Here is a 20,945-nt window from a genome sequence, read left to right as displayed (position 1 = left end):
AGCAATCGGTGTTGTCTGGGAAGAATTTGGGTACCGCCGCCCTTGACGGGCACATACAGCCCGTCGGGACGACGTTTCGCTAGTTTAGTACAAGTCTTTCGGCGCCCTTGCAGGCGTCACGCCGGTTTGGACACGCGGCATTCCGGCAGAAACCGGTTGCCGCCACGGGTGGCCGAACGCGCTTATGGATTCCATTGCACGAAGTTGCGATACAGCCGCAATCCGGCCTCGGCGCTCTTTTCGGGGTGAAATTGGGTCGCAAAAATGTTATCCCGCGCCACCGCCGAGGTAAAGGTCACGCCGTACACCGTCTCGCCTACCGTGTGCGCCTCGTTGTCGGGCACCACGTAGTAGCTATGCACGAAGTAGAAGAAGCTGCCGTCGGGCACGCCGTCCCACATGGCATGCGGTTGCGTCTGACGCACGCGGTTCCAGCCCATCTGCGGCACCTTGAAGCGAGACCCGTCGTCCTGCAACTGGCCCTCCAGCTCGAAGCGCACCACCTTGCCGGGCAGCAGGCCGAGGCCAGGCGTGTCGCCCTCGGCGCTCCAGTCGAACAGCATCTGCTCGCCCACGCAAACGCCCATCAACGGCTTTTCACGCGACGCTGCGATCACGGCTTCCTGCAGCCCCGATTCGCCGAGGCAGCGCATGCAGTCAGGCATCGCACCCTGGCCGGGCAGCACGACGCGGTCTGCGGCGCGAATCGCCTCGGGCCGGTCGACGATAGCCACGTCGGCTTCCGGCGCCGCTTTCTTCAGCGCCTGGGCAACCGAGCGCAGGTTGCCCATTCCGTAATCCACAATCGCAATCGAAGTCTTCATGTCGAATCAGGCCGCGGCCTTGTCTGGCGACAGCATAGCTGGAAGCTGTGCCGGGAATGTCAATGTTTGCTGCTGACGGCGGATGGTGCAGCGCGCGTCTTGCTGGTCCAGGGCCACCTGCCGTCTGTACTGCTTTACGGTTATCCGGCCGGACGTCCAATCACAGCGCGCACGCAACGCCGAGTAAGTCCCAGCGCTACGGCGCCCCATTTCGGCGCACGCGCCTGGGACGCCGGCTCGCGCAATCCTAGAGGCTGCCCTTGGTGGACGGAATCTGCCCCGCTGCACGTTCGTCGATTTCGACGGCCATGCGCAGCGCGCGGCCAAACGCCTTGAACACGGTTTCCATCTGATGGTGGGCATTGAGCCCGCGCAGATTGTCGATATGAAGCGTCACGCCGGCATGATTCACGAAGCCGCGAAAGAATTCGATCGACAGGTCCACGTCGAACGTGCCGATGCGTGCGCGCGTGAACGGAACGTGAAATTCGAGGCCCGGACGGCCGGAAAAGTCGATCACCACACGCGAGAGCGCCTCGTCGAGCGGCACGTAGGCGTGGCCGTAACGGCGAATGCCCTTCCTGTCGCCCACGGCTTTCGCCACCGCCTGGCCCAGCGTGATGCCGACGTCTTCGACAGTATGGTGGTCGTCGATATGCAGGTCGCCATGCGCCTCGATGTCCAGATCAACCAGACCATGCCGCGCGATCTGGTCGAGCATGTGGTCGAGAAACGGCACGCCGGTGGCCAGCTTCTGCTGGCCCGTGCCGTCGAGGTCGATCTTCACACGGATCTGCGTTTCGCTGGTGTTGCGAACGACTTCCGCCACGCGCATGGTCATTTCTTCAGTCGAGCCAAATAGGGAGATGAGAGGCAAAACGGCGACCACTCGCTTCACGAGCGGTCAGCCAGTCAGTGCAATATGAGTTTCAGGGCTGCGAGAAGCTGCGCGTTTTCGTCGGGGGACCCCACCGTCAGGCGCACGCAATTTGCCAGCAATGGGTGCATTTTACTCACGTTTTTGATCAGCACCCGCGCGGTGAGGAGCGTCTCGAAGGTTGCCGCCGCATCGGGCACGCGCACCAGCAGGAAATTGCCCGCGCTCGGAAACACCTCCGCGCCGGGCAGCTGCGCGACGGCTGCCGCCAGCTTCGTGCGTTCGTCGCGCAATTGGGCCGCTTGAGCGTCGAGCACGTCCACGTGATCGAGCAGGAAGTCGGCCGCCGCCTGGGTCAGCACGTTCACGTTGTACGGGGGACGTACCTTGTCGAACTCGTTGAGCCACGCGGGCAGGCCCGCCAGATAGCCGAGCCGGATGCCGGCGAGGCCAAGCTTCGAAACCGTGCGCATCACGACGACGTTGTCGAACGCTGCGGCGCGCGGCATCCAGCTGTGCTGCGCAAACGGCTGGTAAGCCTCGTCGATCACGACGAGGCTCTTCGTCGCCGCCGCGATGATGCGTTCCATCTCGCCGTCGTTGAACAACGTGCCCGTGGGATTGTTCGGATAGGCGAGCCAGACCACGGCGGGTTGATGCTCCGCGATCGCGGCCAGCATCGCATCGACGTCGAGCGTGAAGTCGGCCTTGAGCGGCACGCCCACGAATTCCACGTTCGCGAGCTTCGCACTCACCTGATACATCACGAAGCCGGGCACCGGCGCGAGAATCTTCGCACCAGGCTTCGCGCACGCCGTGCTGATGATGCTGATGATCTCGTCCGACCCATTGCCGAGCAGCACGTCGCACTCGGCCGGAATGTTCATCGTGCGCTTGATCTTCGCGATCAGCGCTTCCGGGCGCGGCGCCGGATAGCGATTGAGCGCGACAGCGGCCAGGTGCTCGCCGAGCTTCGCCGCGAGCGCCTCGGGCAGCGCGAACGGGTTCTCCATCGCGTCTAGCTTCACGAAGCCGCTCGCGTCCGGTACCGGGTAGCTCGTCATGGCGAGCACGTCGCGGCGAATGATGTCTTGTGGTGTAGTCATGGTGGGGGACCGGTCCGTGGGAGGAAGCCGGTCTCACAGGGCGGCCGCACACGCTGCGCGCCGCCGGGGTTGCTGTCTCTGTCTGCGCGTCAGTTGTGCTTCATGCGGTATTCGGCACTGCGCGCGTGGGCCTGCAGCCCTTCGCCGTACGCGAGTTCCGCAGCGATCTCGCCGAGCGTCTGCGCGCCTTCGGCGCTCACCTCGATCAGGCTCGAACGCTTGATGAAATCATAGACGCCGAGCGGCGACGAAAAGCGCGCGGTGCGCGACGTAGGCAGCACGTGGTTCGGGCCGGCGCAGTAGTCGCCCAGGCTTTCGCTCGTGTAACGGCCAAGGAAAATGGCGCCCGCGTGACGGATCTCGTTGGCCCACTGCTGCGGTTCCAGCGCGGAGATTTCGAGGTGCTCCGGCGCGATCTCGTTGGCAATCGCGCACGCTTCTTCCATGTCGCGCACCTTGACGAGCGCGCCCCGCCCTTCGAGCGAGGCGCGGATCACGTCGGCCCGCGGCATGATGGGCAGCAGCTCCGTGATCGCATCTTCCACGCGACCGATGAACGCCTCGTCGGGACACAGCAGGATCGACTGCGCCAGCTCGTCGTGTTCGGCCTGCGAGAACAGGTCCATCGCGACCCAGCGCGGGTCCGTGGTGCCGTCGCAGAGCACGAGGATTTCGGAGGGGCCGGCGATCATGTCGATGCCCACCGTGCCGAACACGCGGCGCTTGGCCGAGGCCACATACGCATTGCCCGGCCCGCAAATCTTGTCCACCGCGGGCACCGACGCCGTGCCGTAGGCAAGCGCACCCACCGCCTGCGCGCCGCCGATCGTGAACACACGATCCACGCCGCCCAGCAGCGCCGCTGCCAGCACGAGCGGGTTCTTCACGCCGTCGGGCGTGGGCACGACCATCACGATTTCGCGCACGCCGGCCACGCGCGCCGGAATCGCGTTCATCAGCACCGACGACGGATACGCCGCCTTGCCGCCCGGCACATAAATGCCGACGCGATCGAGCGGCGTCACCTTCTGGCCGAGCACCGTGCCGTCGGCTTCGGTGTATTGCCAGCTATGGCTGCCGCATTCGATACGCTGCTTCTCGTGGTAAGCCCGCACGCGCGCCGCCGCGGCTTCGAGCGCCGCGCGCTGCTTGGGCTCCAGCCCTTCGAGCGCCGCCTCGAGCTCCACGAACGGCAGTTCGAGCGCAGCCACGCTCGACGCCGCGAGGCGGTCGAAGCGGTTGGTGTATTCGAGCACCGCCGCATCACCGCGCGACTTCACGTCCGCGAGAATCTGCGCAACGGAGCGCTCGATCGCTTCGTCTTCGCTCGCCTCGAACGCGAGCACCGCGTGCAGCGCGTCGCGAAACCCGTTGGCGCTGGAATCGAGTTTGCGAATGCTGATAGCCATGTTGATATCCGTCCGTTTCGGCCGCGTTCAGGCGGCGTCCGCTGCGCGCCGCGACGCGCGTTCGAACGCGTCGATGAACGGGCGCAGCGCCGCGCGCTTGAGCTTCAGCGCGGCCTGGTTCACCACGAGGCGCGAGGAGATATTCATGATCTCCTCGACCTCGACAAGATTGTTCGCGCGCAGCGTGCCGCCCGAGCTCACCAGATCGACGATCGCATCGGCAAGACCGACGAGCGGTGCCAGTTCCATCGAGCCGTAGAGCTTGATCAGATCGACGTGCACGCCCTTGGCCGCGAAGTGCTCGCGCGCGGTGTTCACGTATTTTGTCGCCACGCGCAGGCGTGCGCCCTGGCGAACCGCGCTCGCGTAGTCGAAGCCGGCCTTCACCGCCACCGACATGCGGCAGCGCGCAATGTCGAGGTCGATGGGCTGATACAGACCACTGCCGCCGTGTTCGAGCAGCACGTCCTTGCCGGCTACGCCGAAGTCGGCTGCGCCGTATTCGACGTAGGTCGGCACATCGGTTGCGCGCACGATGATGACGCGCACGTTGGCATCGCTCGTGGGCAGGATCAGCTTGCGCGAGGTTTCCGGGTCTTCCGTCACGTGTACACCGGCCGCGGCGAGGAGCGGCATCGTCTCTTCGAAGATGCGGCCCTTGGAAAGCGCGAGCGTCAGCGGCGCGCTCGCCGCACTCGACGACGACGTTTGCGGCACCGAACTCATGCCGCGCTCCCTTTGATACGTCTCACTTCGGCGCCCACCGCCGTGAGCTTCGCTTCCATACGGTCGTAGCCGCGGTCCAGATGGTAGATGCGATCGATCAGCGTCTCGCCTTCGGCCACGAGGCCCGCGATCACGAGGCTTGCCGATGCGCGCAGGTCGGTGGCCATCACCTTGGCGCCCGAAAGCTTGCCCACGCCGTTCACGAGCGCCGTATTGCCGTCGATGGTCACGTTCGCGCCCAGCCGGTTCAGTTCTTGAACGTGCATGAAGCGATTTTCGAAGATCGTCTCGACGACCTGCGACGTGCCGTCCGCAATCGCGTTGAGCGCCATGAACTGCGCCTGCATGTCGGTCGGGAACGCCGGATATTCGGAAGTGCGCACGTTGACGGCACGCGGACGCGCCTCCATGCGCACGCGCATCCAGTCGTCGCCTTCCTCGATGCTCACGCCCGCTTCGCGCAGCTTGTCGATCACGGCGTCCAGAATCCGCGGACGCACGCGGCGCAGCACGACGTCGCCGCCCGCGGCCGCGACCGCGCACAGGAACGTGCCGGCCTCGATGCGGTCCGGAATCACCTTGTGGTACGCGCCCGAGAGGCGTTCGACGCCCTGGATCACGAGGCGGTCCGTACCGATGCCCTCGATCTTCGCGCCCATCTGGACGAGCAGCGTGGCGAGGTCGCCCACTTCGGGCTCGCGCGCGGCGTTTTCGATCACCGTTTCGCCATCGGCCAGCACCGCGGCCATGAGCAGGTTTTCGGTGCCCGTCACGGTAATCATGTCCGTGATGATGCGCGCGCCCTTCAGACGCTTCGCGCGGGCTTCGATGAAGCCGTGCTCGATGTTGATCTCGGCACCCATCGCCTGCAGGCCCTTGATGTGCTGGTCCACCGGACGCGCACCGATCGCGCAGCCGCCCGGCAGCGACACCTTGGCCTCGCCGAAGCGCGCCACGAGCGGACCGAGCACGAGAATCGACGCGCGCATGGTCTTCACCAGCTCGTACGGCGCGACGAGGTTGTCGACCTTCGATGCATCCAGATGCACGCGGCCGTCCGCGTATTCGGTGCGCACGCCCATCTGGCCGAGCAGCTTGAGCGTGGTGCGCACGTCCTGCAGATTCGGCACGTTGTCGAGATCCACCGGATCCGCCGTGAGCAGGCTCGAGCACAGGATGGGCAGCGCCGCGTTCTTCGCGCCCGAAACGGTGATCTCACCTGCGAGCCTGCGGCCCCCGACTATCGCGAGTTTGTCCATACCTCTGGTTTCCTCTTCTGCCCGGCCCGCGGCCGGCGTCGAACGTTGTTCGTTCGCGGCGCCGCTCGCGGCGTCGCCTTGTTCCTGTGTGATTCGCACTGATGTTCCAGATTATGCGTTCTGCCATTCGGCAGGCGTCAGGGTTTTCATGCTGAGCGCGTGGATTTCCTCGCGCATGCGGTCGCCGAGGGCGGCATACACGAGTTGATGTCGCTGAATGAGGCGCTTGCCCTCGAAATTCGCCGAAACGATGGTCGCGAAGAAATGCTGACCGTCGCCCTCGACTTCGAGGTGCTGGCAGGCGAGGCCAGCCGCGATGTACTGCTTGATCTGCTCGGGAGTCGGCAACATGGAAGAGGCTCCTCGTCAGTGACGCAGCTTGTAGCCGGATGCGAGCATGCGCATCGCGAGCACGGCAAGCGCCACGAAGAAACCGGCGACGATCGCAAGGCTTGCGAGCGGGTCGATGTCCGACACGCCGAAAAAGCCATAGCGAAAGCCGTCGATCATGTAGAAAAACGGATTGAGCCGCGACACCTCGCGCCACACGGGCGGCAGCGTGTGCGTGGAGTAGAACACGCCCGAAAGGAACGTGAGCGGCATGATGAGAAAGTTCTGGAATGCGGCGAGCTGATCGAACTTCTCGGCCCAGATGCCCGCGATAAGCCCGAGCGTGCCGAGAATCGCCGAACCGAGCAGCGCGAACAGCACGATGTAGAGCGGCGCCGCGAAGCTCACCGGAATGAACCAGATCGTCACCACGAATACGCCTGCGCCCACCGCGAGGCCGCGCACGACGGAAGCCAGCACGTAAGCACCGAACATCTCCCAGTGCGACAGCGGCGGCAGCAGCACGAACACGAGGTTGCCCGTGATCTTCGACTGGATCAGCGACGACGAGCTATTGGCGAACGCATTCTGCAGCACGCTCATCATCACGAGGCCGGGTATCAGGAAGCTCGTGTACTCGACGCCCGCATACACCTGGACGTGGTCGCGCAGTGCGTGGCCGAAGATGGTGAGATAAAGCAGCGCGGTGATGACGGGTGCCAGCACGGTCTGGAACGACACCTTCCAGAAGCGCAGCACTTCCTTGTAGAAGAGGGTGCGAAATCCGCTCATGCCAGCCCCTCGACCACTTCGGGACCGTTCATGATCTGCACGAACACGTCTTCGAGATCGGCCTTGCGGACTTCGATTTCGTCGAACGTGCAGCCCGCCGCGCGGCACTGTGCGAGGATGCGTTCCACGTCGTCGTAGCTCGACAGACGCAGCAGATGCTGGTGTCCCTGTACGTTGGTGGGGTCCACTTCGAGCGCGCGCAGTTCGGCGGGTAGCACGCCGGTCGCAAAACGCACGAAGAGCTGCATGCCCGCGAAGCGCTGCAGCAAGGCGCTCGTACGGTCCAGGGCGACCACTTCACCGCGCCGCAGCATCGCAATGCGATCGCACAGCGCCTCGGCTTCTTCCAGATAGTGCGTCGTGAGCACGATGGTGTGTCCCTCGCGATTCAGGCGCGATACGAATTTCCAGAGTGTCTGACGCAGCTCGACGTCCACGCCCGCCGTGGGTTCGTCGAGCACGATGACGGGCGGCCGGTGCACCAGCGCCTGCGCTACGAGCACGCGGCGCTTCATGCCGCCCGAGAGAGCGCGCATGTTGACGTCCGCCTTCTCGGTGAGGTCGAGGTTAGCCATCACCTCGTCGATCCAGGCGTCGTTGTTGCGCAGGCCGTAGTAGCCAGACTGGATGCGCAGCGTTTCGCGAACCGTGAAGAACGGATCGAAGACGAGTTCCTGCGGAACGACCCCGAGCGCGCGCCGCGCGGCGCGAAAGTCGCTCACCACGTCGTGGCCCAGTACCTTCACCGTGCCTTCGTCGGCGCGCGAGAGCCCCGCGAGAATGCTGATGAGCGTGGTCTTGCCCGCGCCGTTCGGGCCGAGCAGCCCGAAGAATTCGCCTTCTTCTACCGTGAGACTGACGCCCTTGAGCGCCTGCAACTCCTTGAAGCGCTTCCTGACGTTGCGGATTTCTATGGCTGGCATGACTGGTGCGCCGCTTCGCAGGGCGGCGGCGCCTGATAGGTGCGATAGGTGTGGTGCAAAGGTCTGCTGTAACCGCATGCTTTTGGGGCCAGCTCACGCGGCCTGAAGCCCCAAAAAAACGCTTGATTATAGGGCAAAGTGGCATGCCCTCGCCCGCATGGGGAATCTGGAGAAGCAGCAGAGGAAGGAGGCGGCCCGGCCCGGCGTGCGCCGGTGCCGGGCATCAATGTCGGGCGGGTTGCGACGTGAGTAGCGTGTCGACGCCGTAGACCTGCGCGAGGCTGGCGAGCCCCGTGGGGAGATTGACGATTTCGAGCGCCGCGCCGCGCTTCGTCGCGGCGCGCTGCCATGCGAGCAACACGGCAAGCGCCGACGAATCGAACTGGGTAAGCGGCGTGCAGTCCACCACCGTGGCGCCGGCGGCAATGCGTTGGAGGCCAGCCGCAAGCGCGGCGTTCGCACTCGCGTGGATCAGCGCGCCGCCGGTTTCGAAGCGACTCACGACGAGACCTTGCCCGATGCCAGCTGCTGGTTACGCTGCGTGAGAAACTGGATCAGACCGTCCACGCCACCTTGCTGGATCTTCTCGTTGAACTGCTGCTGGTAGGCCTGGATCAGCCATGCGCCCAGCACGTTGATGTCATACACGCGCCAGCCTTGCGGCGTCTTGTACAGACGATAGTCGAGCTCGACCGGCGAGCCGTTGTTCATAACCACCGAGCGCACGACGACGTCCGTATCGTCAGGATTCGCACGGAACGGCTTGTACTGGATCTGCTGGTCGCGAACCTGGGCAAGCGCGCCGGCATAGGTGCGAATCAGCAGCATCTTGAACTGGTCGACGAGCTGGGCCTGCTGTTCCGGCGTGGCCGTGCGCCACGCGCGGCCCATGGCGAGCTGCGTGGTGCGGCGGAAATCCGTGTAGGGCAGGATCTTTTCGTTGACGAGCTTCGTGATCTCGCTGATATCGCCCTTCTGGATGGACTTGTCGCCGCGGATCGTATCCATGACCTGCGTGGTGACCGTCTTGATCAGGCCGTCAGGCGAGGTGGTGTCCGAACTCTGCGCGGACGCGACGCCAGTGAAAGAAAAGAACGCGAGAAGCAGCGGAATGAGGAAGAACTTTTTCATGTGGGTTCCTGCTGTTGGAAAAACGCAGTTATTGGAGCCGACGATAGCACGCAAGTTCTGGCCGGCTCCATACGCAAACTGCGACAGTCGTTTCCAGGTGTTACGGTGCCCGCTCAGTGCAGTTTGAGCGACGGATAGCCGAAACGGGCGGGCGGCACGATCTGGCCGGCCGGCACCGTCGTTTCGGTTCCGGGCACAAGACCCGGTACGGCCGTATCCGATGCGGGCGAAGCATTGGCCGCCGTACCGGAAGCGCCCGCAGGCGCAGCAGCACCGCTGGCGGCCGCCGCTGCGGCAGCACTGGATGCGCCTGCGGCCGGTGCGGCGCCGTCCTCGACGTTTTCGTACTTCGGCAGCGGTGCACCTTCGTCGTAGTTCGGCAACGCGGCGGAGGACCCGTCGGACAGCAGCGACTGGCGCCGCTGCAGATACGTGTTACGCACGAACGAATACTTGTCGATGGCGGCCGCTTCCAGCACGTCGCCCGCGCCCAGCAGGTTCGCGCGCGTATTCACGATGTTGAGACCGTAAAGACCCCAGCTGAGGCCGGGCGGATCGATGTAGCTGAGCGGGTTCACATAATAGTTGCCGATGGAACCCACGGCGTCGCGCACCGTGCTCGGCCCGAACAACGGCAGCACGAGGTACGGGCCCGCGGGCACGCCGTAATGGCCGAGCGTCAAGCCCAGATCCTGGTTGTGCTTGGGCAGCTTCGCGAGCGTGGCCACGTCGAACAGGCCGCCCACGCCGAACACCGTGTTGATCACGATGCGCATGATGTCTTCCACGCCGTCCGTGATCTTCAACTGCAGCAGGTTGTTGGCAGCGATATAGACGTCGCCGATGTTCGAAAAGAAATTCGTGACGCTGTCGCGCACGGGCTGCGGCGTGACTTTGACATAGCCGCGCGCCACGGGCTTGAGCGCGTACTGGTCTACCTTGTCGTTGAAGGTGAAGATCGTGCGGTTCAGGCCTTCGAGCGGGTCTTCCTTCGTCGGCGTCTGCACCGTCGAGCAGCCTGCCAGTGCGACCACCCCAAGAGCCAGCGCAGTGCGACGAATGGGTGCGTTTTTCATCGTTCTTGTTCTCCGTGTTCTTATTGGGTGCCGGAGGCAGGCGCCGCCACAGCGGGCGCCGCCGGGGCGGGTGGTGCTGCGCCTGCGGCGGGCTTCGCGGCCCCCGAGTCCGCCGCCTTGCTGTACAGGAACTGCCCGATCAGGTTCTCGAGCACGATGGCCGACTGCGTCATGGCGATCGTGTCGCCGGCCTTCAGCATTTCGCTGTCGCCGCCCGGCTCGAGCCCGATGTACTGCTCGCCCAGCAGACCCGAGGTGAGGATCTTGGCCGAGGTGTCCTTCGGGAACTGGTACTGCTTGTCCAGATCGATCGTGACGAGCGCCTGGTACGTATTCGTGTCGAAGTTGATCGACGCCACGCGGCCCACTGTCACGCCCGCGCTCTTCACCGGCGCACGCGGTTTCAGCCCGCCGATGTTGTCGAACTTGAGCTTGACCGGATAGGTCGCCTGAAACGACAGCGAGCTCATGTTGCCGACTTTCAGCGCAAGGAACAGCAGCGCAATGAAGCCCGCCACCACGAACAGGCCGACCCAGAAGTCGAGAGCAGTCTTTTTCATCGTCATCCCAATGAGAAACCGTTGCTGCGGCACAGCGCCGGGCGGCGGGGCGCGCTCAGGCGCTCCACAGGCCGCGCGGCGCATGCCGCGCTAGCTGAACATCAATGCGGTCAGCAGGAAATCGAGGCCGAGCACCGCGAGCGAGGCATACACCACTGTCTTCGTCGTGGCCCGCGATACGCCTTCAGGCGTCGGCTTTGCCTCGTAGCCCTGGAACAGCGCCACGAACGTGACGGCGAAACCGAACACGACACTCTTGATCACGCCGTTGCCCACGTCGCTCCAGACGTCTACGCCGCCCTGCATCTGCGACCAGAACGCACCGGAATCGACGCCGATCAGCAGCACGCCCACCACGTAGCCGCCCAGCACGCCAATGGCGCTGAAAATGGCCGCGAGGACGGGCATCGCAATGACGCCAGCCCACATGCGCGGCGCGATCACCACGCGAACCGGGTCGACGGCCATCATTTCCATCGCGGTAAGTTGCTCGCCTGCCTTCATCAGACCGATCTCGGCCGTGAGCGACGTGCCCGCGCGGCCCGCGAAGAGCAGCGCCGTGACCACCGGCCCGAGTTCACGCACGAGCGAAAGCGCGACGAGCAGACCGAGCGCCTGCTCGGAGCCGTAGCGATTCAACGTGTAGTAGCCCTGCAGACCGAGCACGAAGCCGACGAACAGGCCCGATACCGCAATGATCACGATCGAGTAGTTGCCGACGAAATGAATCTGCTTCGTCACGAGGCGCGGACGCCGCAGCAACGGGAAGAACTCGAGCAGCAGGCGCAGGAAGAGCCTCGTGCCGTAACCGGCGCGCACGAGCCCCGCGATGACGCGGCTTCCGATCAGACTGATCATGCGCTCCCCCCGCCCATGCCGAAATCCGCACCGAGGCTGGCGGCGGGGTAATGAAAGCGGAACGGGCCGTCCGGCGCGCCGTCGATGAACTGGCGAACGGTGGGGTCGCTCGATGCGCGCAGTTGATCAGGCGTGCCTTCCGCATGTACCCGGCCGTTCGCGAGAAAGTAGACGTAGTCGGCAATCGCGAACGATTCCGGCACGTCGTGCGTGACGAGAATCGAGGTCGCGCCGAGCGCGTGGTTGAGCGTGCGGATCAGATTCGCCGTGATGCCGAGCGAAATCGGGTCGAGGCCGGCGAACGGTTCGTCGTACATCATGAGTTCAGGGTCGAGCGCGATGGCGCGGGCAAGCGCCACGCGCCGCGCCATGCCGCCCGACACCTCGGACGGTGCGAGGTCGCGCGCGCCGCGCAGGCCCACTGCGTTCAGCTTCATCAGCACGAGGTCGCGGATCAGTTCTTCGGGCAGGTCGGTGTGCTCACGCAGCGCGAACGCGACGTTCTCGAACACCGACATATCGGTGAACAGCGCGCCGAACTGGAACAGCATGCCCATCTTGCGCCGCAAGGCGTAGAGGCCTTCGCGCGTCTGCGCGCCGACGTCCTCCCCGTGAAACAGCACCTGGCCGCGCTGGGCGCGCACGAGGCCGCCGATGAGCCGCAGCACCGTGGTCTTGCCGCCGCCCGAGCCGCCCATGACCGCTACCACCTGGCCACGCGCGAAGCGCATGTTCAGTCCGGAGAGGACGAGCCGGTCGCCGTAACCGAAATCGACGTCGCGAAGCTCGAGAAGGGTCTCAGAAGAAGAAGGCACGTGGGCTGACAATCCTTTTACACGAAGGCCGAATTATAGGGCCATCATGAAGTTGCTGCCGCGACGTGCCCCGCCCGCTTAACCAAATCTAAACATCGAGAGGTTAAGGCCAGATGTCTGGTCGGACGATTATTGCGTAAACTCCCGCTGCAATGCAGCAACAGCGGCCACAGGGTCGGCGGCCTCCGTCACGGCACGCACGACCGCCGCCGAGCCCACGCCCGTCGCAAGAACCTCAGGCAGCAAATCGCCGCTGATGCCGCCAATCGCCACGAGCGGCACCACTCCACCCAGCAACTGGACATAGCGCCCAAGCCGCACGAGCCCTTGCGGCGCCGTGGGCATGACCTTCGTGGTGGTGGGAAACACCGCACCGAGCGCGATGTAGCTGGGCCGGAAGTGCAGCGCCGTGAGCATCTCGTAATAGCTGTGCGTCGAGAGCCCAAGCCGCAGTCCAGCCGCGGCAATCGCATCGAAGTCGGCCACGCGCAGGTCTTCCTGGCCGAGATGCACGCCGTACGCGCCCGCCTCGATCGCTTCGCGCCAGTGATCGTTGATGAATACCTGCGCGTCGTGCCGGCGACCGGCCGCCACGCAGCGCGCAATCTCCGCCTTCAGCACGTCTGGCTCGGCCTGCTTGAGCCTCAGTTGCACGGTCTTCACACCGTAGTCGAGCACGCGCTCCACCCAGTCGGCCGTGGGCAGCACGGGATAGAGCCCCAGGCGCGCGGGACACGCGGGGAACGGTTGCGCCGGCGTAGCGGGCAACCCGGTCACGCGTGGAAAGCGCGCGAGGTCCTTCGGCCAGGCGTCGGCTGCGGTCCGTTCGTCGCCGTCGCGCCAGGCCATTGCAAGCGTCAGCGCATCGTGGGGATCGAAGCCGCAATCGAGGAACGCTGCGAGCGCGGGTATCCAGTCTTCGGCGAGGTGGCCTTCGAGCGCATAGCGTTCGCCGCCCAGATGCAACGTGGCGCGTCCTTCGGCTGCTTCGATCACGCCGGCGCCGCGCACGAGCCAGCTCGCGAGGTGTTCGCCCGCGTGCGATGCATTCGACACGACGATCAGGTCGCCGCCGTTCGGCTCGTCTGGAGCCGTCAGGCAGACGCGCCAGGGCGCATGCGTGGGCGGCCAGTCGCCAAGACGGGCGCGGATGCGCTCGACGGCCTCGGTCAATTCATCGGCGGGCGGCCAGAACAGCTCGCGCGCCGGCAAGGGCAATCTTTCGGTCATGCTGCACTCCCATCCTGATGCCAAAACGGCATGCCCACCACGGGCGTGCTCGCCTGCGCCGTCTGCCGTTCGGCCATCGGCCCGGCAAGGTAGGCCTCGCGCCCGGCTTCCACGCCGAGCGCGAAGGCGCGCGCCATCGCCTCCGGATGCGTCGCCTGCGACACGGCCGTGTTCAGCAGCACGCCGTCGAAGCCCCACTCCATCACCTGGCACGCGTGCGACGGCACGCCGAGCCCCGCATCGACGATGAGCGGTACATCGGGCAGCCGCTCGCGCAGCACGTGCATCGCGTACGGATTCATCACGCCTTTGCCGGTGCCGATGGGCGCGCCCCACGGCATCAGCGCCTCACAGCCCGCGTCGAGCAGACGCCGGCCGATCACGAGATCTTCGGTGCAGTACGGCAGCACCTTGAAGCCGTCCTTCACGAGCCGGGCGGCCGCTTCGATCAGCCCGACCGGGTCCGGCTGCAGCGTGTAGTCGTCGCCGATCAGTTCGAGCTTGATCCAGTCGGTATCGAACACCTCGCGCGCCATGTGCGCGGTCGTCACCGCCTCGGCCACCGTCTGGCAACCGGCCGTGTTCGGCAGAAGCGGCACGGCATGGCGCTTGAGCAAATCGAAGAAGCCGGCTTCCGCGCCGCCTTCGGTCATTTGCCGGCGCAGCGCGACGGTCACCATGCCGGGGCGCGCGGCCTCGATGGAGCGCGACAGCGATTGCAGCGACGGGTAACGCGACGTGCCGAGCAACACGCGGCTCGCGAGGGTTTCGCCGTAGAGCGTGAGCGCGTCGGCGGGAATGGAGGTGGTCATGGCAGACAATCCTTTGCAGATGACGGCGAAGGTGCGGCGCCGCTCAGCCGCCCGCGACAGGGGTAACGACATCCAGCCGGTCGCCGGGCTGGAGCACTCGCGCCGCATGCTGCGCGCGCGCGACGAAATCGCCGTTCAGCGCCACCGCAAACGGCGGATGCGCGCCGAACGCGGCGAGCGCGTCGGCGACGGTCGCGCCGTCGGGCAACGAAAACGGCTTCTGGTTCACGTGTATATCCATGGTTCGCTTTCTGTCGGTTCGCTCACGCGGGCTCGATCGCGTTCAGACCGGCTCCTCGGCGTGCTCGAGATGAAAAAGGCTGGACCAGCGGGCGTCGCTGCGCCACTGCGCGAACGCATCGGCATCCGCGATGCTGCCGTCAAGCAGCGTCTGTGCGAAGCGCGCTGCTGCGTTGGCCACTTCCGGCGCGATCATGTAGCCGTGCCGATACAGGCCGTTGACGCGCAAAGTGCGTGCGCCATCCCAAACGAGCGCGGGCCGGTGATCGGGCAAGGTCGGACGGCATTGCGAGTTCAGTTCCAGGATGCGCGCCTCGCCGAAGGCCGGATGCACCGAAAACGCCGCGCTCAGCAGTTCCAGCGCCGAGCGCACGCTGACGGGCGACATGTCTTCGCCTTCGATCTCCGTCGCGCCGATCACGTACACGTCGTCCTGCTTGGGAGCGATATAGATCGGATAGCGCGGATGCAGCAGCCGCACGGGGCGCATAAGCGAAATGCCCGGTGCGTGCACGCGCGCCACCTCGCCGCGAATGCCGCGCAGCGTGGGCCAGACCGGCTTGCCGCCCAACCCGCGGCAGTCGATCACGACACGCGCGTCGGGATACGCCGTGCCCTCGACCGCACTGTTCCAATGCGTATCGACCCCGCGCTGCGCAAGCCCGGCCGCGAGCGCGCGCAAGGCCTGGCGGTTGTCGAGCTGACCTTCGTTGGGCAGCAGCCATCCTTTCGCGAAACGACCAGCGAGCGCCGGTTCCGCGTCGCCTATCTCGGCGCCCGCCAGCGGGACGAACCCACCTTCGACGAGCCCCACCGGCGCATTGGCGCGAACGCGCCGCTCGAACAGCGGCGCCTCGGCGCGGTCGGCATGGTGCCAGACGACGAGCGTCCCGTTGCGCTGCAAGAAAACGGGTTCGGGCAATTCGGCCAGGATGCGCGGCCAGCTTTCCAGCGAAGCCACGCCGAGTTCGGTAATGAGCACTTCGGCGACGGCGGCCTCCGCAAGCGGCGCGAGCATGGCGGCAGCCACCCACGCGGCCGAGCTGCTGCCGTCGGCGTCACCGCGATCGTAAAGCGCCACGCGATGTCCCGCGCCGGCAAGCTGCCACGCGACGAGGCGGCCACAGAGCCCGCCGCCGACCACGGCGAAATCCGGTCGGACAGCGGCGCTCATGAGCCCGCTCCAAACGACCCGCGTTGCGTGACCATACGCGCGACAGCGCGACAAACGCGCCGGTGAAAGCAAAGAACTGGAGAATGAGCGGTCATCGTATCCTTTCCGTACGGCAGGCTGCACACGTACACAAGGACGAAACCGGCTGGCGAGGCCGGCCGGACGTACTCCGATATGTGATGAAGGAGCGCCGCCCGGCGGGAGACTGGACGCATGGGCATCCAGCGGGACTTTCCCGAAACTTCCCGCGCCGGTATTACCCGGATCGGGTGCGAAGGGTCTCTCTCAGCCTCGTCGCTGACCGCCGCGTGCTGCCGGCCGACGCGAAGCACCCCTGTTTCGTCAGCGGCCATTAGACCATAAAAGACAGAACCGCCGCAAACGAGGCAGGACGCCGCAGGGCGCGCGGCAGGGCCGCCGAATATGGAGCGGGGGGCGGGCTCTGGCACAATGGCACGCGCTGTTGCTGTTAGATGCCATACGCGATGCAGCCCTCGCCGCACCGGCAGCGTCTTAAGTTGCGTTTAACGCAAGCTGCGCACAATCCCGCACTCGAGGTGCGTGCGCGCAGGCAGCATTCGTTACACGCCCGCGACGCATACGCTCGCAGAGCCATTCCGTTTCAAAGGGACGCGTATGACTGCAAAACCGGCAGAATCCGCCGATATCACCGCCTGGCAGCTCATCAAACCATACTGGGTCTCGGAAGACCGATGGCGAGCCCGAGGTCTGCTCGTGCTCGTGATCGCAATGAACATGACCATGGTGGCCGCCAACGTGTGGTTCAACAGTTGGCAGCGCACGTTCTTCGACGCCATCCAGCAGTACAACTACCCAGTCTTCATCAAGGCGCTACTGCAGTTTACGGTGATCGCGCTCGCCCTGATCCTGCTTGGCTCATATCGGACGTATTTTCAGCAAATGCTCGAGTTTCGCTGGCGGGCGTGGCTCACGACGAAGTATCAGCGGGAATGGCTTGGCGAGCGCACGTACTACCGGATCGAGCGCGACAATCTCGCCGACAACCCGGACCAACGCGTTTCGGTCGACTTGCAGGACCTCGCGAGCACAACGCTGCAATTGTCCCTCGGATTGCTCTCGACGACGGTGACCCTGTTCTCGTTCGTCGTCATCCTGTGGAATATCTCGGGCCCTCTCTCCTTCGCCGTCTTCGGCGCCACCATATCGATTCCAGGCTACATGGTCTGGGCGGCACTGATTTACGCGATGGTGGGATCGTATGTCACCCACAAGGTGAACCACCCACTCGTCTCGATCAACTACCAGCGACAACGCGTAGAAGCCGACTACCGCTTCACGCTCATCAGAATCCGGGAAAATGCAGAACCGATCGCGCTATACCAAGGCGAAGAATCGGAAGAGAAGGCGTTGAAGGGCGTGTTCGACCATATCCGCGACAACTGGCGTCTCATCATGCGATACACGAGGCGCCTGAACATCGTGACCATCACCTATGGGCAATTGGCAGTGGTGTTTCCTTATATCGCCGCCGCACCCAAGTATTTTTCGCACGCCATTTCGTTCGGCGTCTATCAGCAGGTGACCGGCGCGTTCGGTACCGTCAGCGATTCGTTCTCGTGGTTCATCAACAACTACGATTCGCTCGCTGCGTGGCGCGCAACCGTAAATCGTCTCCGGGAATTCCGGCGCGTCATGATCGAACAGCATCTGCGCGAGTCGGTGGTCGGCGGCACTGAGCATGGCGGCATTAACATCCGCATGACCGACGAGAAGTGCATCGACGTTCGGGACCTACGCCTGCTGTATCCCAATGGCGCTCCCCTCGCAAACATCGGCTCGTTCTCTATCGCGCCGAAATCGCGCTGGCTGGTGCGAGGGCCCTCCGGCTCGGGCAAGAGTACGTTGATGCGTGCACTTTCAGGGCTGTGGCCGTTTGGAGAGGGTGTAATCGAGACACCGGTGGGTGCGAAGCTGATGTTCCTCCCGCAACGTAGTTACATTCCGATCGGCACGTTGAAGGCAGCGCTGGCCTATCCGTCGAACGCTGATACTTTCACGGATGAGGCCTGCCGCGAAGCGCTCACGGCGTGCAATCTCGCCGCCCTCGCGCATCGGCTCGAAGAATCAGCGCATTGGGAACGCACGCTCTCACCCGGAGAACAGCAACGCCTCGCCGCAGTGCGTGCACTGCTGCATCGGCCAGACTTCCTGTTCCTCGATGAGGCAACGAGCTCGCTCGATCCCGACAACGAGGCGTCGATTTACACGTTGCTCAACCAGCGGCTACCTGACGTAGCGATCGTCAGCGTTGCTCACAGGAAGTCGCTGGAAGCGTTCCACGACCAGACGCTGTTCGTGGAACCCGCCATCGAGAGAGCGGCGGCCTGAAACTGCGGATATGCGCGCGCCGCGGCGACCGTACACCGGGACCGGCACGCGCAGCGAGGTTGACCAACCGCATCGAGCAAAAAAACTCACCCCACCGCCACGCTCGCCAGCGCCTGATACCGCGCCCCTTGCCGCGCGAGCGTGCTCGAATACAGCACTAGCGATTCGAAGCGCGCGAACGGCGGCAGGCGAGCGTCGGCGGGAATCGTCGCGGCAGTCGCACCCCGGGCGAAGCGCGCGAGCGTGATGTGCGGCCGAAAGGCCCGTGCATCCACGGGCAAGCCTAGTTCGATCATCAGCGAGCGCACGCGCCAGTCGAGCGCCACGAAGTCATCGGACATTGCCAGCGTAGCCACCAGCAATCGCGGATGCGCTGTGCCCGGCCAGCACTCGACGCGTTCGAACGCAGCCGGCGCAAGCGGCGCGGTGCTCGCGTGCAAGGCGGCGGCGAGCGCGTCGGCCGTGTCTGCCCGAAGCGCACCGATGAAGGTCACCGTGAGATGAAGCTGCCCGTCGGGCACGCGTCGCGAGTCCGGCGGTACGGACACCGCAGCCAGCGCCTCGCGCGTGGCCGCATCGGGCGAGAGCGCGATGAAGCAGCGTTGCCACCCTTCGGCGGCGCGGGTGTCGTGATCGAGCATTGTCGGCGACCGGCTGTCGTACACAGCGTGATCTTATCCGCAACGCCGTGTGCGAGGCTGGCGCGGAAAGAAGGCAATAAGCGGAAGGCAACAAACGAAAAAAAACCGGGTCGCCCTTTCGGGGCGCCCGGCTTTTCGTTACTGCATCGTCGTCTCCACCTGGTCCTGCGAATCTCCTCTCGCAGTCTGTTCGCAGGGCGCCTGCGCGAAGCGGGCGCCCTTGGCTCAGAGGCTTATCGCGGCAGGCTGGAGCTGCCCATCAGGTAGGCGTCCACCGAGCGCGCACACTGCCGGCCTTCGCGAATCGCCCACACGACGAGCGATTGTCCGCGCCGCATGTCGCCAGCGGTGAACACCTTGTCCACCGACGTGTAGTACGACTTGTCGCCTTCGGTCGCCGCGCGCACGTTGCCGCGCGGGTCCTTGTCCACGCCGAACGCTTCGAGCACCGGCGACACCGGCTGCGTGAAGCCCATCGCGAGCAGCACGAGGTCGGCCTTCATCTCGAACTCGGAACCCGGCACTTCCTGCATCTTGCCGTCCTTCCACTCCACGCGCGCGGCGATCAGCTTCTCCACCTTGCCGTTCTTGCCTTCGAAGCGCTTCGTGGCCACCGACCAGTCGCGCTCGCAGCCCTCTTCGTGCGACGACGACGTGCGCAGCTTGACCGGCCAGTACGGCCACACGAGCGGCTTGTTCTCTTCCTCGGGCGGCTGCGGCAGCAGTTCGAACTGCGCGACGCTCTTGGCCCCGTGACGGTTCGAGGTACCGACGCAGTCCGAGCCCGTATCGCCGCCACCGATCACCACGACGTGCTTGCCCTTCGCGAGCAGCTGGTCGGCCACCTTGTCGCCGGCATTGACCTTGTTTTGCTGCGGCAGGAATTCCATCGCGAAGTGAATGCCCGCGAGTTCGCGGCCCGGCACCGGCAGGTCGCGCGGCGTTTCGGAACCGCCGGCCAGCACGACGGCGTCGAACTGCTCCTTGAGGTCCTCGGGCGAAAGCGTTTCTTTCGCCGTGTTGCCGATGTGGGCCGGCAGCGCGTCTTTGCCGATGAACACGTTGGTGCGGAACGTCACGCCTTCGGCTTCCATCTGGCGCATGCGGCGGTCGATCAGCCACTTCTCCAGCTTGAAGTCGGGAATGCCGTAACGCAGCAGGCCGCCAACGCGGTCGTTCTTCTCGAACACGGTCACGTCGTGGCCCGCGCGCGCCAGTTGCTGTGCAGCGGCGAGACCCGCGGGGCCGGAGCCCACCACGGCCACCTTCTTGCCGGTCTTGTGCTTCGGCGGCTGCGGCGCCACCCAGCCTTCGGCCCATGCTTTGTCGATGATCGCGTGCTCGATCGACTTGATGCCGACCGGGTCGTTATTGATTCCGAGCGTGCACGCCGCTTCGCACGGCGCCGGGCAGATGCGGCCCGTGAACTCCGGGAAATTGTTCGTGGAATGGAGCACTTCGATCGCGCTCTTCCAGTCCTGGCGGAACACCAGGTCGTTGAAGTCCGGAATGATGTTGTTGACCGGGCAGCCGTTGTTGCAGAACGGAATGCCGCAGTCCATGCAGCGCGCACCCTGGACCTTCGCGTCCTCGTCGGTGAGGGCCGCGACAAATTCCTTGTAGTGCTTCACCCGCGTGAGCGGTGCTTCGTACGCCTCGTGACGGCGTTCGAATTCGAGAAAACCGGTTGCCTTACCCATGTGGCTCTCGTCTATCCATGTATTCGGTGGGGGATCGGCGTGTGCCGCGCACGCTCTCGCGTACGAGGCACACGCCTCGTCGATCGTGTCGG

At 65.0% G+C, this 20,945-nt stretch carries 22 protein-coding genes and 1 riboswitch; of the genes, 1 reads left to right on the top strand and 21 read right to left on the bottom strand.

The features are described 5' to 3' along the window. Nucleotides 1-182: 182 nt before the first annotated feature. The 19 genes from hisH to PKKP23_RS28530 form a co-directional block, all read right to left on the bottom strand. Nucleotides 183-824: an imidazole glycerol phosphate synthase subunit HisH gene (gene hisH, locus PKKP23_RS28620; RefSeq protein WP_017777223.1), complete on the bottom strand. Its 642-nt coding sequence runs from the start codon at nt 822-824 to the stop codon at nt 183-185. Nucleotides 825-1,071: 247 nt separating this feature from the next. Then, nucleotides 1,072-1,659 (bottom strand): imidazoleglycerol-phosphate dehydratase HisB, encoded by a 588-nt coding sequence (gene hisB, locus PKKP23_RS28615; protein ID WP_026121934.1) that lies wholly within the window; start codon nt 1,657-1,659, stop codon nt 1,072-1,074. Nucleotides 1,660-1,736: 77 nt separating this feature from the next. After that, nucleotides 1,737-2,807, bottom strand: a complete 1,071-nt coding sequence (gene hisC / locus PKKP23_RS28610; protein WP_126879352.1) for a histidinol-phosphate transaminase — start codon at nt 2,805-2,807, stop codon at nt 1,737-1,739. Between the two features lie 89 nt (nt 2,808-2,896). After that, nucleotides 2,897-4,216 (bottom strand): histidinol dehydrogenase, encoded by a 1,320-nt coding sequence (hisD, locus tag PKKP23_RS28605; RefSeq protein ID WP_126879351.1) that lies wholly within the window; start codon nt 4,214-4,216, stop codon nt 2,897-2,899. 27 nt (nt 4,217-4,243) lie between these two features. Then, nucleotides 4,244-4,942, bottom strand: a complete 699-nt coding sequence (hisG, locus tag PKKP23_RS28600) for an ATP phosphoribosyltransferase (protein WP_017777219.1) — start codon at nt 4,940-4,942, stop codon at nt 4,244-4,246. Further along, a complete protein-coding gene (gene murA / locus PKKP23_RS28595; RefSeq protein WP_126879350.1) occupies nt 4,939-6,201 on the bottom strand; it encodes a UDP-N-acetylglucosamine 1-carboxyvinyltransferase in 1,263 nt (420 codons plus the stop codon). Before murA ends, hisG begins: the two co-directional genes overlap by 4 nt. A 111-nt stretch (nt 6,202-6,312) precedes the next feature. Next, nucleotides 6,313-6,552, bottom strand: a complete 240-nt coding sequence (locus PKKP23_RS28590) for a BolA family protein (protein WP_114814027.1) — start codon at nt 6,550-6,552, stop codon at nt 6,313-6,315. 15 nt (nt 6,553-6,567) lie between these two features. Next, nucleotides 6,568-7,323, bottom strand: coding sequence for an ABC transporter permease (locus PKKP23_RS28585; protein WP_126879349.1), 756 nt, complete (start codon nt 7,321-7,323; stop codon nt 6,568-6,570). After that, a complete protein-coding gene (locus tag PKKP23_RS28580; protein WP_126879348.1) occupies nt 7,320-8,246 on the bottom strand; it encodes an ABC transporter ATP-binding protein in 927 nt (308 codons plus the stop codon). Before PKKP23_RS28580 ends, PKKP23_RS28585 begins: the two co-directional genes overlap by 4 nt. Before the next feature lie 223 nt (nt 8,247-8,469). Beyond that, nucleotides 8,470-8,748 carry an STAS domain-containing protein gene (locus tag PKKP23_RS28575; protein WP_240659169.1) on the bottom strand — a complete coding sequence of 93 codons (279 nt, stop codon included), beginning with the start codon at nt 8,746-8,748 and terminating at the stop codon, nt 8,470-8,472. Then, nucleotides 8,745-9,377 (bottom strand): MlaC/ttg2D family ABC transporter substrate-binding protein, encoded by a 633-nt coding sequence (locus tag PKKP23_RS28570; protein WP_126879346.1) that lies wholly within the window; start codon nt 9,375-9,377, stop codon nt 8,745-8,747. The genes PKKP23_RS28575 and PKKP23_RS28570 overlap by 4 nt, the downstream gene beginning before the upstream one ends. Nucleotides 9,378-9,490: 113 nt before the next feature. Then, nucleotides 9,491-10,453, bottom strand: a complete 963-nt coding sequence (locus PKKP23_RS28565) for an MlaA family lipoprotein (protein ID WP_026121931.1) — start codon at nt 10,451-10,453, stop codon at nt 9,491-9,493. Nucleotides 10,454-10,473: 20 nt separating this feature from the next. Next, a complete protein-coding gene (gene mlaD / locus PKKP23_RS28560) occupies nt 10,474-11,013 on the bottom strand; it encodes an outer membrane lipid asymmetry maintenance protein MlaD (RefSeq protein WP_026121930.1) in 540 nt (179 codons plus the stop codon). Nucleotides 11,014-11,103: 90 nt separating this feature from the next. Continuing rightward, a complete protein-coding gene (gene mlaE / locus PKKP23_RS28555; RefSeq protein WP_017777210.1) occupies nt 11,104-11,871 on the bottom strand; it encodes a lipid asymmetry maintenance ABC transporter permease subunit MlaE in 768 nt (255 codons plus the stop codon). Further along, nucleotides 11,868-12,686: an ABC transporter ATP-binding protein gene (locus tag PKKP23_RS28550; RefSeq protein ID WP_017777209.1), complete on the bottom strand. Its 819-nt coding sequence runs from the start codon at nt 12,684-12,686 to the stop codon at nt 11,868-11,870. Before PKKP23_RS28550 ends, mlaE begins: the two co-directional genes overlap by 4 nt. A gap of 129 nt (nt 12,687-12,815) precedes the next feature. Then, nucleotides 12,816-13,916 carry a thiamine phosphate synthase gene (gene thiE / locus PKKP23_RS28545; RefSeq protein ID WP_126879345.1) on the bottom strand — a complete coding sequence of 367 codons (1,101 nt, stop codon included), beginning with the start codon at nt 13,914-13,916 and terminating at the stop codon, nt 12,816-12,818. Continuing rightward, complete coding sequence (locus PKKP23_RS28540; RefSeq protein WP_126879344.1) at nt 13,913-14,728, bottom strand: thiazole synthase; 816 nt, start codon at nt 14,726-14,728, stop codon at nt 13,913-13,915. Before PKKP23_RS28540 ends, thiE begins: the two co-directional genes overlap by 4 nt. Before the next feature lie 43 nt (nt 14,729-14,771). Continuing rightward, nucleotides 14,772-14,969: a sulfur carrier protein ThiS gene (gene thiS, locus PKKP23_RS28535; RefSeq protein WP_126879343.1), complete on the bottom strand. Its 198-nt coding sequence runs from the start codon at nt 14,967-14,969 to the stop codon at nt 14,772-14,774. A gap of 42 nt (nt 14,970-15,011) precedes the next feature. Further along, nucleotides 15,012-16,142, bottom strand: a complete 1,131-nt coding sequence (locus PKKP23_RS28530; RefSeq protein WP_126879342.1) for an FAD-dependent oxidoreductase — start codon at nt 16,140-16,142, stop codon at nt 15,012-15,014. Between the two features lie 225 nt (nt 16,143-16,367). Continuing rightward, nucleotides 16,368-16,488: riboswitch (TPP riboswitch) on the bottom strand. Between the two features lie 290 nt (nt 16,489-16,778). On the opposite strand from PKKP23_RS28530, the gene PKKP23_RS28525 reads away from it, so the two are divergent. After that, nucleotides 16,779-18,512 (top strand): ABC transporter ATP-binding protein/permease, encoded by a 1,734-nt coding sequence (locus PKKP23_RS28525; RefSeq protein ID WP_126879341.1) that lies wholly within the window; start codon nt 16,779-16,781, stop codon nt 18,510-18,512. A gap of 86 nt (nt 18,513-18,598) precedes the next feature. Here PKKP23_RS28525 and thpR read toward each other — a convergent pair whose 3' ends face one another. Both thpR and PKKP23_RS28515 read right to left on the bottom strand, forming a co-directional pair. Next, nucleotides 18,599-19,153: an RNA 2',3'-cyclic phosphodiesterase gene (gene thpR, locus PKKP23_RS28520; RefSeq protein WP_126879340.1), complete on the bottom strand. Its 555-nt coding sequence runs from the start codon at nt 19,151-19,153 to the stop codon at nt 18,599-18,601. Nucleotides 19,154-19,386: 233 nt separating this feature from the next. After that, nucleotides 19,387-20,853: a glutamate synthase subunit beta gene (locus tag PKKP23_RS28515; RefSeq protein ID WP_017777202.1), complete on the bottom strand. Its 1,467-nt coding sequence runs from the start codon at nt 20,851-20,853 to the stop codon at nt 19,387-19,389. Nucleotides 20,854-20,945 lie beyond the last annotated feature (92 nt).

The organism is Paraburkholderia kururiensis JCM 10599 = LMG 19447, assembly GCF_003986935.1.
In the GTDB taxonomy this organism is placed as follows: Bacteria; Pseudomonadota; Gammaproteobacteria; order Burkholderiales; family Burkholderiaceae; genus Paraburkholderia; species Paraburkholderia kururiensis.
Note: the sequence above shows the minus strand (reverse complement) of the source record. Positions and strands in the feature narration are given on the sequence as shown.

Excerpts from the sequence above, each read along its gene's own strand:
- hisH (WP_017777223.1), bottom strand. The coding sequence starts at position 824 with ATGAAGACTTCGATTGCGATTGTGGATTACGGAATGGGCAACCTGCGC.
- hisB (WP_026121934.1), bottom strand. The coding sequence starts at position 1,659 with ATGCGCGTGGCGGAAGTCGTTCGCAACACCAGCGAAACGCAGATCCGT.
- hisC (WP_126879352.1), bottom strand. The coding sequence starts at position 2,807 with ATGACTACACCACAAGACATCATTCGCCGCGACGTGCTCGCCATGACG.
- hisD (WP_126879351.1), bottom strand. The coding sequence starts at position 4,216 with ATGGCTATCAGCATTCGCAAACTCGATTCCAGCGCCAACGGGTTTCGC.
- hisG (WP_017777219.1), bottom strand. The coding sequence starts at position 4,942 with ATGAGTTCGGTGCCGCAAACGTCGTCGTCGAGTGCGGCGAGCGCGCCG.
- murA (WP_126879350.1), bottom strand. The coding sequence starts at position 6,201 with ATGGACAAACTCGCGATAGTCGGGGGCCGCAGGCTCGCAGGTGAGATC.
- PKKP23_RS28590 (WP_114814027.1), bottom strand. The coding sequence starts at position 6,552 with ATGTTGCCGACTCCCGAGCAGATCAAGCAGTACATCGCGGCTGGCCTC.
- PKKP23_RS28585 (WP_126879349.1), bottom strand. The coding sequence starts at position 7,323 with ATGAGCGGATTTCGCACCCTCTTCTACAAGGAAGTGCTGCGCTTCTGG.
- PKKP23_RS28580 (WP_126879348.1), bottom strand. The coding sequence starts at position 8,246 with ATGCCAGCCATAGAAATCCGCAACGTCAGGAAGCGCTTCAAGGAGTTG.
- PKKP23_RS28570 (WP_126879346.1), bottom strand. The coding sequence starts at position 9,377 with ATGAAAAAGTTCTTCCTCATTCCGCTGCTTCTCGCGTTCTTTTCTTTC.
- PKKP23_RS28565 (WP_026121931.1), bottom strand. The coding sequence starts at position 10,453 with ATGAAAAACGCACCCATTCGTCGCACTGCGCTGGCTCTTGGGGTGGTC.
- mlaD (WP_026121930.1), bottom strand. The coding sequence starts at position 11,013 with ATGAAAAAGACTGCTCTCGACTTCTGGGTCGGCCTGTTCGTGGTGGCG.
- mlaE (WP_017777210.1), bottom strand. The coding sequence starts at position 11,871 with ATGATCAGTCTGATCGGAAGCCGCGTCATCGCGGGGCTCGTGCGCGCC.
- thiE (WP_126879345.1), bottom strand. The coding sequence starts at position 13,916 with ATGACCGAAAGATTGCCCTTGCCGGCGCGCGAGCTGTTCTGGCCGCCC.
- PKKP23_RS28540 (WP_126879344.1), bottom strand. The coding sequence starts at position 14,728 with ATGACCACCTCCATTCCCGCCGACGCGCTCACGCTCTACGGCGAAACC.
- thiS (WP_126879343.1), bottom strand. The coding sequence starts at position 14,969 with ATGGATATACACGTGAACCAGAAGCCGTTTTCGTTGCCCGACGGCGCG.
- PKKP23_RS28530 (WP_126879342.1), bottom strand. The coding sequence starts at position 16,142 with ATGAGCGCCGCTGTCCGACCGGATTTCGCCGTGGTCGGCGGCGGGCTC.
- PKKP23_RS28525 (WP_126879341.1), top strand. The coding sequence starts at position 16,779 with ATGACTGCAAAACCGGCAGAATCCGCCGATATCACCGCCTGGCAGCTC.
- thpR (WP_126879340.1), bottom strand. The coding sequence starts at position 19,153 with ATGCTCGATCACGACACCCGCGCCGCCGAAGGGTGGCAACGCTGCTTC.
- PKKP23_RS28515 (WP_017777202.1), bottom strand. The coding sequence starts at position 20,853 with ATGGGTAAGGCAACCGGTTTTCTCGAATTCGAACGCCGTCACGAGGCG.